General features: G+C 66.8%; 13 protein-coding genes, 2 pseudogenes and 2 riboswitches. Of the genes and pseudogenes, 8 read left to right on the forward strand and 7 right to left on the reverse strand.

The window, feature by feature from the left end; all coding sequences use genetic code 11:
• Window positions 1–107 precede the first annotated feature (107 nt).
• Both G4G28_RS14455 and G4G28_RS27580 read right to left on the reverse strand, forming a co-directional pair.
• Window positions 108–1817, reverse strand: coding sequence for a DUF1631 family protein (locus G4G28_RS14455; RefSeq protein ID WP_374039804.1), 1710 nt, complete (start codon window positions 1815–1817; stop codon window positions 108–110).
• Window positions 1818–1936: 119 nt separating this feature from the next.
• A pseudogene (locus G4G28_RS27580) lies at window positions 1937–2662 on the reverse strand (DUF1631 family protein); the annotation flags it as partial.
• A 292-nt stretch (window positions 2663–2954) separates the two neighbouring features.
• Between G4G28_RS27580 and G4G28_RS14460 the strand changes: the two are divergent.
• From G4G28_RS14460 to G4G28_RS14470, 3 genes are all read left to right on the forward strand, one after another.
• Complete coding sequence (locus G4G28_RS14460; protein ID WP_183107517.1) at window positions 2955–3305, forward strand: hypothetical protein; 351 nt, start codon at window positions 2955–2957, stop codon at window positions 3303–3305.
• A gap of 28 nt (window positions 3306–3333) precedes the next feature.
• Window positions 3334–4266, forward strand: a complete 933-nt coding sequence (locus G4G28_RS14465) for a methyl-accepting chemotaxis protein (RefSeq protein WP_374039734.1) — start codon at window positions 3334–3336, stop codon at window positions 4264–4266.
• Window positions 4267–4488: 222 nt separating this feature from the next.
• Window positions 4489–4806, forward strand: coding sequence for a hypothetical protein (locus tag G4G28_RS14470; RefSeq protein ID WP_183107518.1), 318 nt, complete (start codon window positions 4489–4491; stop codon window positions 4804–4806).
• 355 nt (window positions 4807–5161) lie between these two features.
• Here G4G28_RS14470 and G4G28_RS14475 read toward each other — a convergent pair whose 3' ends face one another.
• Entirely contained in the window at window positions 5162–5722 is a 561-nt protein-coding gene (locus G4G28_RS14475) for an ATP-dependent Clp protease proteolytic subunit (protein WP_182988802.1), read from the reverse strand.
• Window positions 5723–5997: 275 nt separating this feature from the next.
• Window positions 5998–6084: riboswitch (glycine riboswitch) on the forward strand.
• An 18-nt stretch (window positions 6085–6102) separates the two neighbouring features.
• A riboswitch (glycine riboswitch) is annotated at window positions 6103–6205 on the forward strand.
• Window positions 6206–6260: 55 nt separating this feature from the next.
• On the opposite strand from G4G28_RS14475, the gene gcvT reads away from it, so the two are divergent.
• From gcvT to gcvP, 3 genes and pseudogenes are all read left to right on the forward strand, one after another.
• Window positions 6261–7379: a glycine cleavage system aminomethyltransferase GcvT gene (gcvT, locus tag G4G28_RS14480; RefSeq protein WP_182988803.1), complete on the forward strand. Its 1119-nt coding sequence runs from the start codon at window positions 6261–6263 to the stop codon at window positions 7377–7379.
• Window positions 7380–7429: 50 nt separating this feature from the next.
• Window positions 7430–7810 carry a glycine cleavage system protein GcvH gene (gcvH, locus tag G4G28_RS14485; RefSeq protein ID WP_182988804.1) on the forward strand — a complete coding sequence of 127 codons (381 nt, stop codon included), beginning with the start codon at window positions 7430–7432 and terminating at the stop codon, window positions 7808–7810.
• Window positions 7811–7954: 144 nt separating this feature from the next.
• Window positions 7955–10839 (forward strand): annotated as a pseudogene (gene gcvP / locus G4G28_RS14490) (aminomethyl-transferring glycine dehydrogenase).
• Between the two features lie 195 nt (window positions 10840–11034).
• On the opposite strand, the gene G4G28_RS26360 reads toward gcvP, so the two are convergent.
• From G4G28_RS26360 to G4G28_RS26370, 3 genes are read right to left on the reverse strand one after another with little or no spacing between them, the layout of a single operon-like run.
• Window positions 11035–11430 carry a hypothetical protein gene (locus G4G28_RS26360; RefSeq protein WP_229507642.1) on the reverse strand — a complete coding sequence of 132 codons (396 nt, stop codon included), beginning with the start codon at window positions 11428–11430 and terminating at the stop codon, window positions 11035–11037.
• A complete protein-coding gene (locus G4G28_RS26365) occupies window positions 11334–12026 on the reverse strand; it encodes a methyl-accepting chemotaxis protein (RefSeq protein ID WP_229507643.1) in 693 nt (230 codons plus the stop codon). Before G4G28_RS26365 ends, G4G28_RS26360 begins: the two co-directional genes overlap by 97 nt.
• A complete protein-coding gene (locus tag G4G28_RS26370) occupies window positions 12005–12745 on the reverse strand; it encodes an MCP four helix bundle domain-containing protein (RefSeq protein ID WP_229507644.1) in 741 nt (246 codons plus the stop codon). Before G4G28_RS26370 ends, G4G28_RS26365 begins: the two co-directional genes overlap by 22 nt.
• Before the next feature lie 243 nt (window positions 12746–12988).
• On the opposite strand from G4G28_RS26370, the gene G4G28_RS14500 reads away from it, so the two are divergent.
• Together G4G28_RS14500 and G4G28_RS14505 are read left to right on the forward strand one after the other, a co-directional pair.
• Window positions 12989–13414: a hypothetical protein gene (locus G4G28_RS14500; protein WP_183107519.1), complete on the forward strand. Its 426-nt coding sequence runs from the start codon at window positions 12989–12991 to the stop codon at window positions 13412–13414.
• A 385-nt stretch (window positions 13415–13799) separates the two neighbouring features.
• The gene (locus G4G28_RS14505; protein WP_183107520.1) at window positions 13800–14015 is read left to right on the forward strand and encodes a DUF3108 domain-containing protein; all 216 of its coding nucleotides are present in this window, start codon (window positions 13800–13802) and stop codon (window positions 14013–14015) included.
• 64 nt (window positions 14016–14079) lie between these two features.
• Here G4G28_RS14505 and G4G28_RS14510 read toward each other — a convergent pair whose 3' ends face one another.
• Entirely contained in the window at window positions 14080–15762 is a 1683-nt protein-coding gene (locus G4G28_RS14510) for a peptide chain release factor 3 (protein ID WP_182988810.1), read from the reverse strand.
• Window positions 15763–15885 lie beyond the last annotated feature (123 nt).

The following is a 15885-nucleotide window of genomic DNA, read 5'->3' on the forward strand; positions in this document are numbered from 1 at the left end:
TGAAGGGCGCTGCCGGGGCGAGCACTTGCGCGATGCGCGTGCCTGGGACGGCTGCGATCCCCTGAACCGGAGAACGGCGGCGGACGCCTGGCGGCGGCCGCCCGGTCTCAGCCGACGGCCTGGAGCGCCGACGGCGCCGGGTCGTTGACCGCTTCCTGCAGCGCCTCGGTCAGCACGCGGCCGACCACGCCTTCGAGCGCGACGACGCTGACGCTGCCGGCGCGGAAGGCTTCGGCAAGTTTTTCGGCGGACAGCGAGAACGCTTCCTGGCGGCGCCCGCGCGAGAAGATGAAGAGCGTGCGCAGCGGGCTGACCCAGGCCAGCTTGACCTGGCGCACACTGCCGTCCGGCGCCTGGAACGCCAGGCACATGCCGCGCTCCAATTCATCGACGCGCTGTGTCGCTTCGTCCTTCTCCGCCGTTTCCTCTTCGGCGGCTGCGGCCTGCTCGCGCGCGATGCGGCGCAATGCGTCCTGCTGGGCCGCCTCGACGGCCAGCTCCAGCTGGCGCTCAGGAGCCAGTTCCAGCGGCGCCCGCACAATCGACAGGTGGCAGCGGGCCAGCTCGGCGAAAAATTCCAGGCGCTCGGCATCCTGCCATTTGATGGCATCGAGCCATTTGTTCAGGGTCATCAACAGTCCCGGCAGCTTGGCGATCAGCACCTTGCGCTGCTCGGCCGTCGCCTTCGGCTTGACGGTCCAGACCAGCTCGTCCATGGTCTGGGTCGCATTCTCGACCGCGCCCGGGCGTTCCTCGTCGATCAGGTAGGCAAAGGTCATCACGTCGACCCAGCGTTTCTCGAGGAAGGTCGAGACGGTGGTGACGAGCTCGCCGTCGGCCACACGCACGGCGATCACCTGGCGCGCGGTGCGGGCGGCGACCGCCTGCTTTTCCACCTTGACGGCATGCGCGATCGGCGCCGCGATGGCTTCCTCATGCGCCTTTTCTTCCGCCTCGAGCTGGGCTTCCAGTTCGGCCACGGCCTCCGCGAAAACGGCGGGCTGGCCCTCCTGGTCGCGGCCGATGCGGTCGACCCCGCGGCGCATGGCCTGCATCACCGGATCGTCGGCGCCCTTGCGCCCTTCCCAGCCCATGCGCGAGAACAGGTCGATCATGCGCCGCGCAGGGTGGGCTTCCTCGAAGAAGAAGCCCTGGTCGACCAGCGCCGCGCGCAGCACCGGCACCTGCAGGAAGCGGATGAGTTCGCGCGTCTCGGACGGGATGGTGTCGTCGAGCAGCACGGTCTCGAAAATGCGCGACAGCAGGTCCAGCGTGTTTTCTTCGCCGCGCGACAGGAGGCCCGGCGGCAGGCTCTGCTTCAGGCGCGGCAGGTAGAACACGTTATGGGGGATGGCCATGGCGGAGGCGTCGGCAAATGCCTGTGTCTCATCGGATCCCTGCGCCGATCCCTGCGCCGATCCTTGCCCCAGTCCCGGCATCTGGCCGATGCCTGCGCCATGTGCCGGCGCTCCCTCGTGTCCGAAAGCGGCACCGGGCGTCCCTGCCTGCCCTTGTACCTGAGCCAGGCTCAGGCTCGAGAGCAGGTTCAGCAGGGAACCGGCCGCGGCGGCGCTGGCGGCGTCCAGGCCCGGGATGCCGGCGAAGCCGCGCCGCCCTGTGCAGGGTGCGATGGCGCCGGGGCGAAACCGCCAGCGGGCGTGGCGGCGGCGCCGATGCCGGCAGTGCCGGCCTGGGCTGGCGCAGCATGGGGCGCAGCACCCGCGGCCGCCGGGGCCGTCGGAGCGAAACCGGGCGCGGCGGGGGCGGTGGCGGTGCCGCCGGCGACCGTGAAGCCGGTCGCGGCGCTCGGCCGCCAGCCATTGCCTTGCGGCATGTCGGGCAGATCCGGCACGAGTGCGGCGCCGGCCGCCAGCTGCGCGCCCGGGACGGCGTTGCCGCTGCCCGGGAGCGCGCGCAACTGCTGGGCCAGCTCCGCATCCATGGGGGAGCGGCGCCGGTCGCGCCTGGCGGACGCTTCGCTCGACTTATGGATATGGAAGCGTTCGCGCCCCGCCTTGCTGCGCGCGCGCAGGGCGGCGTCGATGGCGTCGAACATCTGCCCGAGGTCGAGGAAGAGCTCCGGGCGCAGCATCGGCAGGATCAGTGAATGCGAACCTTCGTCCGGCTCGAACTCGCGCCAGGCGCTGTGGACGGCTTGCAGGAACACTTCGGGACGGAAGGGATTCTGGCCGGGACGCAGCACATCGCGCCCGAGCAGCAGCCCAAGGCGTACGCACAGGCTGGCCAGCACTTCCGAATGGGCGATGTCGAAAGGACGCGACAGGGTGCCGAAGGCCACCTTGCTGTCCATCTCCTCCATTGGCACCAGGCTCAGCAGTGCGAGGTCGGCACTGCCGCTGGTGCGCGGGGACAGGCCGTCGACTTCGGCGCGCAGGGCGCGTTCGATCGCTTCGCCGGCCAGGTGCACGAAGGCGTAGGCATTGCTCTTGAGCAGGTGACCGGCGCGCGTGCGCCGATACGCCACCTGGGCGTCGTTGCCGGCCGTCGTCATGTCGGCCATCGCATCGGCGAGCCGTGTGGCGAGCGAGGTCAATTGTTCGTTCGCCATCGCGATCGCGGTCCGGACGAGCTCCGCCAGCACCTCGCGCTGCGGCGCCTGGGTCTTGCCGGGGCTAGGATTCTCGTTGGGAGCGTGAGCCATGATCGATATCGATTCGTCCTGGTAGCGGAAACGCCATACCTTTATTGTGACACATTATTTCCGTAAGGCAATGGCGAACACAAATAAATGTTCGTATTTACCCAAACTGGGTAGAAACATGTCCTGCATGAAACTCATGTTATCTACCTGCTATCCGCTGTTATATGCGTGTCATCGAAGACGCAAGCGTCGTTTCGTGTCCAGGCAGCATCTTCAGCTTGCGCTACCGCAAATGTCAAGCTAGCTGTTTCCCTACCATAAGATTTTGCCCCGTCCAACCGGAGGATTTTCCATGAATGCGGTACGCCAACTCGACATCCGGCCCAAGATCGCTGCGGCGCTGGGCCTGCCTTTCGTCCTGAATGCCACGCTGGTGCTGTGGCTGCTCTCGCGTTCGGAGTCGGGCACCCTTCCCGGCCCCGCCAGCGTGCTGTTCAGCCTTGCCGCCTGCCTTGCGCTGGCCGCGGCGCGCGCTGGCGCCTGGCTGGCGCGCGAGGCGACGCGTCCCCTGCACGAAGCCCTGCAGCTGGCGCGGCGCGTGGCCGATGGCGATCTGCGCGTGCGCACCATCAGCGCCGGGCGCGGCGACGGCACCCTGATGCTCTCGACCTGGCCGCCCTTGCCGCAAAGCTCGCCGGCGTGATCGAACAGGTGCGCCAGGGCGCGGCCCGGTGACCGCCGGCAGCAGCGACATTGCGGCCGGCAACATGGACCTGTCGACCCGCACCGAGCAGCAGGCCGCTTCACTGGAAGAAACGGCCGCGTCCATGGAAGAGCTGACGGCGACGGTGCGCCAGAACGCCGAGCATGCCCACCAGGCGCGCACGCTGGCCCTGTCGGCGTCCAGCGTGGCCATCAAGGGTGGCGAAGTGGTCGGCGACGTCGTCGGCACCATGGCTTCGATCAACGATTCCTCGAAACGGATCGCGGAGATCATCGGCGTCATCGACGGCATTGCCTTCCAGACGAATATCCTTGCCCTGAACGCGGCGGTCGAGGCGGCGCGCGCCGGCGAACAGGGGCGCGGTTTCGCTGTCGTCGCTTCCGAAGTGCGCAGCCTGGCCCAGCGCTCGGCGGCAGCGGCCGGGAAATCAAGGGAGCTGATCGACGATTCGGTTGGCAAGGTCGAGGCCGGCACCAGCCTGGTCGACAAGGCGGGCCGCACGATGGCGGAAGTGGTTGCCAGCGTCAAGCGCGTGACCGACATCATCGGGGAAATTGCCGAGGCCAGTGCGGAGCAGACGGCTGGCATCGAGCAGGTCAATGGTGCGATCGCGGCGATGGACGGCGCAACCCGGCAGAACGCGGCCCTCGTCGAGGCGTCCGCCGCCGCCTGCGCCGCCCTGCGCGAACAGGCGGCGACGCTGGCGGACGCCACTGGCGGCTTCGTGCTGGCCGACAAGCCCGTTGCGCCTGGCGCGGCCCCGGCCGCCGCTGCACCGAAGCGCAGCGCCACGCGCGCCCGCCAGGCCGAAGCTGGCCGCGGCAAGGAAGGCAGCGCGGCCGGCCAGCCGGCCCCTGCCGCCGCACCGCGCAACCCGCAGCCCGCTCGTACGACAAGCGGCAGCGCGGCCAGGCACGACCCTGATTGGGAAGAATTTTAAATGCGCATTTGAAATGCGTTTCGAAGTCGAGCTATCGAAATGCGCGCACGAATCAAGAATGACGATTATCCTTTATGTGTAGGCGAGTATCCTACACGGGCTCAGGCGGTTATCCGATACCGATAAAACTGCTCGGCTCGCATGATTGCAAAACCGAAACCTGCTGATACAAGATCCAGTAATTCGGCGAGTGACTGTTATCCAACATCGAAAGGAATAATCATGGCCTCGAATCAAAAACGCACCCAGGGCGGTACCCCTGAGCAACACGCTGAAGCCGGTCGTCAAAGCCACAAAAACGACGGCAACAAACAATCCGGTTCGGGCTCGGGCTCGCGCTCGGGCAGCGGCTCGGGCACCCGCGGCGGCACGCCGGAACAGCATGCCGAGGCAGGCCGCCAGAGCCACAAGAACGACGGCAACCAGCAGTCGGGCTCCGGCTCGGGTTCGCGTTCGGGCGGCAATTCCGGCACGCGCGGCGGCTCCCCGGAGCAGCACGCAGAAGCCGGCCGTCAAAGCCACAAGAACGACAAGCGTTAATTTCCTTTCAGTCGTCGCATGACGCGACGGTGAAAAGAATCAGCCCGGCGCATATTGCGTCCGGGCTTTTTTGTTTTTGGTAAATAGTAAAAGCCGAACAGGCCGGACATATTGATGGGCTTACTCAATTGCTCATCAATAAATATGGAAATGCGCTGTCGGGATAATCCGACATAATTTCAGCCCAATGCATGCAAAGGATATTTGCACCTGCATGGCATTTGGCAAATAGTATATGCATGGATTACTTCCATTGCGGAGCAAAGCGGCATGAAAAAAGCCGCAGAGAGGTGACGCACCGCTGGACGGGTGCGTGCCTGTCTGCGGCCCTGGCCGCCCTGCCGCTGCCGTTTCGTCAGATATTGCGCAGGACAGCCCCTTTCGGCGGCGCGAAGTCGACGATGTCATTGATCATGCCGGCGATCTTGGCGTCGCGGGAATTGAGGTGCAGGTCGGAATACTGGTGGATGCCCCACTGCTCGGGCGTCAGTTCGATATGCTTGCGCAGGATCGATTCCGTGCGTGCGTCGTCCGCGCGCAGGCCCTCGACGATGATGTTGAGCGCATCGGGACGCGAACCCGGCGAGGCCGTCGCGTGCGACTTGTGCACCATGAAGCGGGCCGTTTCGCTGGCATAGCGGCGCGTTCCCGCCAGGTACATGATGACGGCAATCGAGGCCACCGCCCCGCCGTTGTACATCACGAACTCGATCGGCGACTTCGACATGAAGTTGTACAGGCACAAGCCGTCGCTCACGTAGCCGCCGTTCGACTGCACCAGCACGTGCGCCGTTTCGATGCCGTCCTCGCTCATGTGGCTGGCCGCCTCGAACACCCGGTGCACCATATCGCTGTTGACGTCGCCCGACAGCGTGAACCAGGCTTCCTTGCTCTGTTTGGTTTGTTCTTCGCTCATAGTCTTTTTCTACCTGCAAAGTGTGAATCTCAGTGTAACAAATGACGAAAAAACCCCGCGCGCACGCCCTCCAACGGTGCGCGCATACCCGCTGCGGCTCGCCAGCCCGACGCACGCCGGCTTGGCGGGCCTGAGAAAACCGTCAGAGCAAGGCGCGGCGACGAAGACGGTACATTTGTACGGCCAGGAGCCGCAACGCGGCTATGGCGGTTTTGTCAGGCGCTCCTATTCATCCTGCCAAGATTGACAGGGCTGCGGGGCTGACATATCCTCCACAGTCTTGATCGGGAGAGCGCAGCGACATGCTGCCGCCGAAGGGGCATCACCCAAAAACTCTCAGGCAAAAGGACCGTTCAAGGGCCGGTGCGTACCAAGCGTGCCGGACCAACTCTGGAGAGCGGCCGCGGCGAGACCCGCGGCCCACCGAAGGGGCAGGCGGACCCGTTCCGCTATCTCTCAGGTACCAAGGACAGAGGGGCGCAGCGCGCGCTGGCATCGGCCGGCGTGCGGCTCCCCTATTCACTGCCCTGAGGATTCCATGACGCTCAAAGCGACCCCGCTCAATTCCGCACACCGCGCACTCGGCGCCAAGATGGTCGATTTCGGCGGCTGGGACATGCCGGTCAACTACGGTTCGCAAATCGAAGAGCACCACGCGGTGCGTACCGACGCGGGCATGTTCGACGTCTCGCACATGTGCGTGGTCGACCTCGAAGGCGCGAACGTGCGTGGTTTCCTGCGCGGCCTCCTGGCCAACAACGTCGACAAGCTGCAGACCCCGGGCAAGGCCCTGTACTCGTGCATGCTCAATCCCGAGGGCGGCGTCATCGATGACCTGATCGTCTACTTCTTCCGCGAAGACTGGTTCCGCCTGGTCGTCAACGCCGGCACGGCCGAGAAGGACATCGCCTGGATGCGCCAGCAGAACGACGCCACTAGCAGCGGCTTGACGATCACCGGCCGCCGCGACGGAGAGAACGCGATCGCCCTGGTCGCCGTGCAGGGGCCGAACGCCCGTGCCAAGGTCTGGGAAGTGCTGCCGGCCGCGAAAGCGGCTTCGCAGGACATGAAGCCCTTCAACGTCGTCATCGTGCCGGATACGGCCTTCGGCGAAGCGATGGTCGCGCGTACCGGCTATACCGGGGAAGACGGTTTCGAGATCGGCGTGCCGGCCACGCAAGTGGAAGCACTGTGGAAGGCGCTGATTGCCGCCGGCGTCAAGCCTGCCGGCCTGGGCGCACGCGACACGCTGCGCCTGGAAGCGGGCATGAACCTCTACGGCCAGGACATGGACGAAACGGTCAACCCGCTCGACGCCGGCCTGGCCTGGACCATCGACCTGGTCTCGGAACGCGACTTCATCGGCAAGGCGGCACTGCAGGCCAAAGGCCAGCAGGCGAACTTCGCCGGCCTGATCCTGCGCGAAAAAGGCGGCATCCTGCGCGCCCACCAGAAAGTCGTGGCAGCCTCGGGCAACGCCGGTGAAATCACCAGCGGCACCTTCAGCCCGTCGATGCAGCAGGCCATCGCGCTGGCGCGCGTGCCGATGGACGTGCAGATCGGCGACACCGTCCACGTCGAGATCCGCGACAAGAAGCTGGCCGCCACGGTCGTCAAGCTGCCGTTCGTGCGCAACGGCAAAGTGCTGGCATCTTAAGCTTCCAACACAATTTATAATATCGCGTCAAACCAACCTGGAGCCCTTACATGAACATCCCGACCGACCTGAAATACACCGAGTCCCACGAGTGGGTCCGCCTCGAAGCTGATGGCACCCTCACCGTCGGCATCACCGAGTATGCGCAGGACGCCTTGGGCGACATCGTGTTCGTCGAACTGCCGCAGGTCGGCAAGAGCTTCACGGCCGGCGACGACGCCGCCGTGGTCGAGTCGGTGAAGGCCGCCAGCGACATCTACGCGCCGGTAGGCGGTACCGTGGTTGCGGTCAACCAGCCGGTCGCCGACGCGCCGGACTCGATCAACCAGGATGCCTACGGCGCCTGGCTGTTCAAGCTGCAGCCGACCGACGCAGGCGCGATCAACGGCCTGATGGACGCCGACGCCTACGGCAAGACCACCGACAACTGATCGTCACGCGCCTTCGGGCGTTGAAATCCCCTGCGGCGCCCGCATCTGGGTGTGCCGCAGGGCGCAACAGCAGCACAGCTTACTCGTCCATTTGACCCGCGCAGGCAGCGCCCGCGCCACCGTCCCTTCTTTTTGGCCACCACCATGACCCGCACCAGCCTCACCCAACTTGAAGCACGCGATTCCTTCATCCCGCGCCACATCGGCCCATCGGAGTCCGAAGAAGCAGCGATGCTCTCGACCCTCGGCTACCCATCGCGCGCGGCCCTGATCGACGCGGTCGTTCCCGCCAATATCCGCCGCAAGGACAAGCTCGACCTGGGCGAATTCTTCGAGCCGCTGCCCGAGCAGGCGGCGCTGGCGAAACTGAAAGCCATCGCGTCGAAGAACAAGGTGATGAAGTCGGTCATCGGCCAGGGCTACTACGGCACCCACACGCCGCCCGTCATCCTGCGCAACATCTTCGAAAACCCGGCCTGGTACACCGCCTACACGCCTTACCAGCCGGAGATTTCGCAGGGCCGTCTGGAAGCAATCCTGAACTTCCAGCAGATGATCACGGACATGACCGGTATGGGCATCGCCAACTCGTCGATGCTGGACGAGGGCACGGCTGCTGCCGAAGCGATGACGCTGATCCAGCGCGTCGGCAAGTCGAGCTCGAAAGTGTTCTACGTCGCCGACGACGTGCTGCCGCAAACCCTGGAAGTGATTCGCACGCGCGCCGAACCGATCGGCGTCGAAGTGCGCACGATCGCGGCCGCCGACATCGAATCGCTGAACGAGACCTGCTTCGGCGTGCTGCTGCAATACCCGGGTGCGAACGGCGACGTGCGCGACTACCGCGCAGCTGTCGAGAAGCTGCACGCGGCCGGTGCGATGGTGATCGCCGCCGCCGACCTGCTGGCCCTGACCGTGCTGACGCCACCGGGCGAATGGGGCGCGGACGTGGTCGTCGGTAACAGCCAGCGCTTCGGCGTCCCGCTCGGTTTCGGCGGCCCCCACGCCGGCTACCTGGCCACCCGCGACGAATACAAGCGCTCGATGGCGGGCCGCCTGGTCGGCGTCACCGTCGACGCCCGGGCAACTCGGCCCTGCGCCTGGCGCTGCAGACCCGCGAACAGCACATCCGCCGCGAAAAGGCGACCTCGAACATCTGCACCGCGCAGGTGCTGCTGGCCGTGATGGCCGGCATGTACGCGGTCTACCACGGCCCGCAGGGCCTGACCCGCATCGCCCGCCGCGTGCACCGCATGACCGGCATCCTGGCAAGCGGCCTGCAGCAGATGGGTTACCAGCTGGCCAACGCCAGTTACTTCGACACGCTGACCGTCGTCACCGATCGCGCCGCCGAACTGCACGAGGCCGCAACGAACGCCGGCGTGAACCTGCGCCGCGTCGACGATGGCCACGTGGGCCTGTCGCTGGACGAAACCACGACCCGCGAAGACATCGCCCTGCTGTTCTCGATCTTCGCCAACGGCGGCGCGGTGCCGGATGTAGAGTCGCTGGACAAGGATGCGGCTGACGCTTTCCCGTCGGTTCTGGCCCGTACCAGCGCCTTCCTGACCCACCCGACGTTCAACCGCTACCACGCCGAGCACGAGATGCTGCGCTACCTGCGCAGTCTTGCCGACAAGGACCTGGCGCTGGACCGCACCATGATCCCGCTGGGTTCGTGCACGATGAAGCTGAACTCGACCTCCGAGATGATCCCGGTCACCTGGCCCGAGTTCTCGAACATCCACCCGTTCGCACCGGATGACCAGACCGTCGGCTACCGCGAAATGATCGGCCAGCTCGAAGCGATGCTGTGCGCCGTCACCGGCTACGCCGCCATCTCGCTGCAGCCGAACGCCGGTTCGCAGGGCGAATACGCGGGCCTGCTGGTGATCCAGAAGTACCACCAGTCGCGCGGCGAAGGCCACCGCAACATCTGCCTGATTCCATCGTCGGCGCACGGCACCAACCCGGCATCGGCCAACATGGTCGGCATGCAGGTGGTCGTCACCGCCTGCGACGAGAACGGCAACGTCGACCTGGCCGACCTGAAGAAGAAAGCCGAGCAGCACAGCGCCAACCTGGCCTGCGTGATGGTCACCTACCCGTCGACCCACGGCGTGTTCGAAGAAGGCATCCAGGAACTGTGCGAGATCGTCCATGCGCACGGCGGCCAGGTGTATATCGACGGCGCCAACATGAATGCGCTGGTCGGCGTGGCCGCACCGGGCGCCTTCGGCGGCGACGTGAGCCACCTGAACCTGCACAAGACCTTCTGCATCCCGCACGGCGGCGGCGGTCCTGGCGTCGGTCCGATCGGCGTCGGCGCCCACCTGGCGCCCTTCCTGCCGAACCAGCTCTCGACCGGCTACGTCCGTGACGAACAGGGCATCGGCGCGGTCAGCGCCGCGCCCTACGGTTCGGCCTCCATCCTGCCGATCTCGTGGATGTACATTGCGATGATGGGTGGGGAGGGGCTGACGAATGCCACCGAAACGGCCATCCTGAACGCCAACTACATCGCGCGCCGCCTGGCACCGCACTATCCGGTGCTCTACACCGGCCACGACGGCCTGGTCGCGCACGAATGCATCATCGACCTGCGTCCGCTGCAGGACAAGACGGGCATTTCGAACGAAGACGTCGCCAAGCGCCTGATGGACTTCGGCTTCCACGCGCCGACCATGAGCTTCCCGGTGCCGGGCACGCTCATGATCGAGCCGACCGAGTCCGAGTCGAAGATCGAGATCGACCGCTTCATCGAGGCGATGATCACGATCCACGCCGAGATCGTGAAGGTCGAGCGCGGCGAGTACGACAAGATGGACAACCCGCTCAAGGGTGCGCCGCACACGGCCGAAGTGGTGACGGCCGACGACTGGCAGCACACCTACACCCGTGAAGTGGCGGCCTTCCCGGTGGCCTCGCTGCGCAAGAAGAAGTACTGGCCGCCGGTGGGCCGTGCGGACAACGTGTATGGCGACCGGAACCTGTTCTGTGGTTGTGCGCCGATCAGCGATTACGAATAATCGCTAGGCACTGACCTTGGCGGCGGCGCGGGGAGCGATCCCTTCGCCGCCGTTGTCGTTTCTGGCTGACGTTGCGGCTGCGGATCTGTACGACCGCGTGGGCACGAGTGCCCACCCTACGGTGCACCGCCGTTGTAGGGTGGGCACTCGTGCCCACGCGGTACGACGTACGATGGTCGAGACGTCCAAACGACATCAATCCCTCCTCGACGCCAGCCGCAAATGCGGCCTTGGCGTCTTCCTGCGCTCGCCCCGGCCGGGCTGGCTGGCGTCGCGCCGGCCGTCCTTCAACACGTCGCGCATGTCGATGTCGGCCACGCTCGACGGCGGCGTGGCCACATCGGGTGCTGTCACCGCTTCGTCGAGCCGGAACGCGGCCACCGCGCGCGACAGCGTCAGGGCCTGCATCTGCAGGTTGCGTGCCGACTCGGCCGCTTCTTCCACCAGCGTCGAATTGCGCTGCGTGACCTGGTCCATCTGCACGATCGCCTGGTTCACGTCCAGCAGTCCGCTGGCCTGCTCGGCACTGGCCGAACTGATCTTGCTGATGATGTCGCCCACCTGCTGGACCGAGGTGGCGATGGTGGCCATGCTGCTGCCGGCCTGCGCGGTCCGGCAGTGCCGCCCTCGATCTCCGCGACCGATTGCGCCACCAGCTCGCGGATCTCGCGCGCGGCGGCGCCGGCGCGCAGCGCCAGCGAACGCACGTCACCGGCCACCAGCGCGAACTCGCGCCCGCCCTCGCCCACGCGCGCCGCCTCCAGGGCCGCGTTCAGCGCCAGCGTACCCGTCTCGACGGCGATAGCGTCGATGCGCGCGCCGATCTCGCCCACCTGCCGGGCGCTGCCCTTGACCGTGGCCAGCGTCGTTACCAGCCGGTCGACCACGCTCTCGCCTTGCTGGGCCACGTTCGACGCGGATTCGGCCAGGCGGTTCGCTGCCCGGGCGCTGTCGGCCGTGAGGTTGACGGTGGCGGCCAGCTCCTGCATCGACGAGGTCGTGTGCTCGAGCGAACTGGCGCGGAAGGTGGCGCGCGTGGTGAGGTTCAGGTTACCCGGGGCCAGGTCGCGCGACGCCGTGCCGATCGAGCGCGCCGATTCGAGGATGGTGCGCAGCGTCAGGTTCAGGTTGCGGATGCTGGCGTTGAGCGCGCGCGAGGTTTCCCCTATCTCGTCGTTGCCATACACGCGGTCCTGACCGTCAGGTCGCCGCTGGCCAGGTCGACCGCCGCAGCCCCGATGCCGCGGATCTCGGCCAGCAGCGTGCTGCGCACCGCCACCGTGATGCGCAGCGAGACGGCAATGGCCAGCGCGATCACGCAGGGCATCAGCCAGGTCATCGTGCGGAAGTCGCTTGCTGCCGTCGCCGAGGCCTCCTCGGAGAGCGTCTGCTCGAGCTGGGCCAGGGCATTGAGGCGCTGGGCGACGACGGCGAAGGCCGCTTCCGCCTTGCTCATGGCGTTGGCGCTGATCGACTGGTCATCGCGCACCAGTTCGATCGCGTCGCGCACGGCACGCACGTACACCGCATGGGCGGCCGCGGCCTGGTCGACATAGCGCCGCTCCGCGCTGCCGGCAGGGGTCATGCGCGCCACCCGCTCCAGCCCTGCATGGGTCAGCGCGTGCTGGCGGTGGATGTCCGCGATCAGGGGCTCGATGCGGCGGCGCGGGAAGCTGCCGCCGATCCGGGTATGCAGCTGGTAGATCTCCGCGTGGCTGCGCTGGGCGGTGAAGACGAGCTCGCTCGCGGCGCGCATGTGCGCCGCGCGCTGGCCGACGATGTCCTCCAGCGAGGCGTTCTGGCGCACCATCGCGTACCAGGCGCCGCTCGAGAGCAGGACCAGCAGCACCAGCACGACGCCGGGCGCCAGCAGCAGTTTGGGGCCGATCCGCAGGCGCGACAGCATGGCTCAGGCCCCGCGGCGTTGGGAGGGGAAGGCGGCGGCAAGGGCCGCGGCCGGGAAGTGCTGGGGAATGTGCATGATGGCCTCGTCAATGGGCGCCGCGCGACAGTACGCGACTTCGCGATAGGTACCGAAGTTTCTCTATCGCATTTGATCAATCTAAGTCATCCGTCCGGCGCTGCCTTTGAGCAATCGCAACACCCTCCCCGCCATGGACAATTGCCGCCACGCAGGTACACTAGCGGGATGAAGATTGCCGTCCACCTGGCGCGCAACCGGCGCCTGCTGGCGTGGTGCGCGTTGTCTGTCGTCCTGCACCTGCTCCTCATGCTCTGGGTCGACGCGCGCTTCACGCCGCCCCCGCTGCCCGAGGTCGGCACGCCGCTCGCGTTGCGCCTGGTCCCCACGCCCCAGCCTGCGACCGCGCCGCAGGCCGATGCGCCCGCGGCCGCCGCCCAGGCATCCGCCGCGGCGCCAATGCCGCTGCCGGCACCGGCACCGGCACCGGCGCCGGCGCTACGATCGGTTCCCCTCGACGCGGCAGGCGACGCGCCGGCACCGGCGGCAAGCCCTGCGCAAGCACAAGACCGGGCCACCGGCATCCTGCCCCAACAGATGCCCGGACGCTACCAGTGCGCCCGCCCCCGTCCGCCAGCATCGGCTACACCGTGATCCGTACGCGCCCCGGGGCTGAGGCCGAACCGGCCGCCTCCGCCCGGCTGTCCTGGCAGCGCAAGGCTGGCCGCTACCAGTTGACACTGGACGGCGTGCTCGGCGAATTCGAGAGCGAGGGCGGCGAGGACGATGCCGGCATGGCGCCCGCGTCCACGCGCGAGCGCTCGCCGACCGGGGGCGCATGGGTCACGCGCTTCAACCGCGAGGAGAACCGGATCGACTATGCGGGCGGGGCTGCTCCCCTCCCCACGGGCGTCCAGGACCGCGCCTCGGTGCTGATCCAGCTGGCCGGCATGGGCCTGGCCGAGCCCGACCAGATGCAGGACGTGATCGAGATCGTCGTGGGAGGCGCCGCCGGCACCGGGATCGCGCGCTTCCGGTCATGGGGCAGGAAGAGATCGACACCGGCATCGGCCGGCTGGCCGCGGTGCACCTGGCGCAGCTGGCGCCGTCCGGCGAGCGCCGCGTGGAGCTCTGGCTGGCACCACAGCAGCACTGGCTGCCGGTACGCATCCAGGTGACGGAACCGGACGGCACCGTCGTCGACCAGGTCGTGCGCACGCTGGACCTGGAGGCGCCCGCCAGCGGGGCGCAGTGAGGCGGGGCCCGCCGACGTGAAAACGGCCGGCATGCCGCCGGCCGTTCGTGTAGCGCCCAGCGGCTTACGCCAGCTTGGCCGCGTGCTCGCGCGTCGCGTGGAAGGTGAGCTTGGGCCAGCGCTCCTGGGTCAGGCGCAGGTTCACGCCGGACGTCGCCAGGTAAGCGAGGTTGCCGGCCGCGTCGTAGGCCACGTTGTGACCCAGCTGCGTCTCGAAGTCGGACAAGGCCTTCTTGTCGTCGCTCGACACCCAGCGCGCGCTGCTGATGCTGGAGCCCTCGAAGACGGCATCGACGCCGTATTCATTGAGCAGGCGGCTGGCGACGACGTCGAACTGCAGCACGCCGACCGCGCCCAGGATCAGGTCCGAGCCCAGCACCGGCTTGAACACCTGCACCGCGCCCTCCTCGCCCAGCTGCTGCAAGCCCTTGTGCAGCTGCTTCATCTTCAAGGGATTCCGGATGCGCACCGTGCGGAACAGGTCCGGGGCGAAGTACGGGATGCCGGTGAAGGTGAGCATCTCGCCTTCCGAGAAGCTGTCGCCGATCTGCATGTTGCCGTGGTTCGGCAAGCCGATGATGTCGCCGGCGTAGGCTTCTTCCACCTGCTCGCGGGACGATGCCATGAAGGTCACGACCGACGACAGCTTGACTTCGCGCCCAAGGCGCAGGTGCTTGACCTTCATGCCCTTTTCGAAACGGCCCGAGCACACGCGCAGGAAGGCGATGCGGTCGCGGTGGGCCGGGTCCATGTTGGCCTGGATCTTGAAGACGAAACCGGAGAACTTCGGCTCGGCAGGCTCCACGGCGCGCACGGTGGCGTCGCGCTCGCGCGGGGCCGGCGCCCAGTCGACCAGGGCCGAGAGGATTTCGCGCACGCCGAAGTTGTTGATCGCCGAACCGAAGAACACGGGAGTCTGCACGCCCGACAGGAAGCGCTCCAGGTCGAACGGGTGGCTGGCGCCATGCACGAGCTCAACTTCCATCTTCAGCTGCTCGATCTCGAGCGGGAACATCTCGGCCAGCTTCGGATTGTCGATACCCTTGAGGATCTCGAAAGCGCCGTCGGCTTTTTCTTCGCCGGCCTTGAACAGCATGATCGTGTCGTTGAGCAGGTGGTACACGCCGCGGAAATTCTTGCCCATGCCGATAGGCCAGGTCACCGGCGCGCATTCGATCTTGAGCACCGACTCGAGTTCATCGAGCAGCTCGAGCGGGTCGCGGGTTTCGCGGTCGAGCTTGTTCATGAAGGTGACGATCGGGGTATTCCTCATGCGGCAGACGTCGAGCAGCTTGATGGTCTGTTCTTCCACGCCCTTGGCGGCGTCGATCACCATCAGCGCCGAATCGACGGCCGTCAGCACGCGGTAGGTGTCTTCCGAGAAGTCCTGGTGGCCGGGGGTGTCGAGCAGGTTGATGACGTGGTCGCGGAACTCGAACTGCATCACCGAGGAGGCGACCGAAATGCCGCGCTGCTTCTCGATGTCCATCCAGTCGGAGGTGGCATGGCGGCCGCTCTTGCGGCCCTTGACGGTACCGGCGAGCTGGATCGCGCCCGAGAACAGCAGCAGCTTTTCGGTCAGCGTGGTTTTACCGGCGTCGGGGTGGGAAATGATGCCGAAGGTGCGGCGGCGCGCCACTTCGCGCGCGATGGCGGCCGGCGGGCGCGCAGAATCGGCAGCGGCAGCGGCAGTGGTGTCAAGAGCGCTGCCTTCGTCGGCGGCAAGGATGTCAGGTTCGTTGGACATAGTCGAGCCCGGATGGCCCCAATGGAGAAAACCCTCGATTTTACCGATTCCGGCGCCGCTCGTGTGAATAGAATGCGGCCCGGCGGGAGCGATTGCTCCGGCCGGGCCGCCTGGGGCGTCGTA

It is taken from the genome of Massilia sp. Dwa41.01b, from assembly GCF_014171775.1.
Classification (GTDB): Bacteria; Pseudomonadota; Gammaproteobacteria; order Burkholderiales; family Burkholderiaceae_D; genus Telluria.

Excerpts from the sequence above, each read along its gene's own strand:
- gcvT (WP_182988803.1), top strand. The coding sequence starts at position 6,261 with ATGACGCTCAAAGCGACCCCGCTCAATTCCGCACACCGCGCACTCGGC.
- G4G28_RS14505 (WP_183107520.1), top strand. The coding sequence starts at position 13,800 with ATGGGGCAGGAAGAGATCGACACCGGCATCGGCCGGCTGGCCGCGGTG.
- G4G28_RS14475 (WP_182988802.1), bottom strand. The coding sequence starts at position 5,722 with ATGAGCGAAGAACAAACCAAACAGAGCAAGGAAGCCTGGTTCACGCTG.
- G4G28_RS26360 (WP_229507642.1), bottom strand. The coding sequence starts at position 11,430 with ATGGCCACCATCGCCACCTCGGTCCAGCAGGTGGGCGACATCATCAGC.
- gcvH (WP_182988804.1), top strand. The coding sequence starts at position 7,430 with ATGAACATCCCGACCGACCTGAAATACACCGAGTCCCACGAGTGGGTC.
- G4G28_RS26370 (WP_229507644.1), bottom strand. The coding sequence starts at position 12,745 with ATGCTGTCGCGCCTGCGGATCGGCCCCAAACTGCTGCTGGCGCCCGGC.
- G4G28_RS14460 (WP_183107517.1), top strand. The coding sequence starts at position 2,955 with ATGAATGCGGTACGCCAACTCGACATCCGGCCCAAGATCGCTGCGGCG.
- G4G28_RS14500 (WP_183107519.1), top strand. The coding sequence starts at position 12,989 with ATGAAGATTGCCGTCCACCTGGCGCGCAACCGGCGCCTGCTGGCGTGG.
- G4G28_RS14470 (WP_183107518.1), top strand. The coding sequence starts at position 4,489 with ATGGCCTCGAATCAAAAACGCACCCAGGGCGGTACCCCTGAGCAACAC.
- G4G28_RS14510 (WP_182988810.1), bottom strand. The coding sequence starts at position 15,762 with ATGTCCAACGAACCTGACATCCTTGCCGCCGACGAAGGCAGCGCTCTT.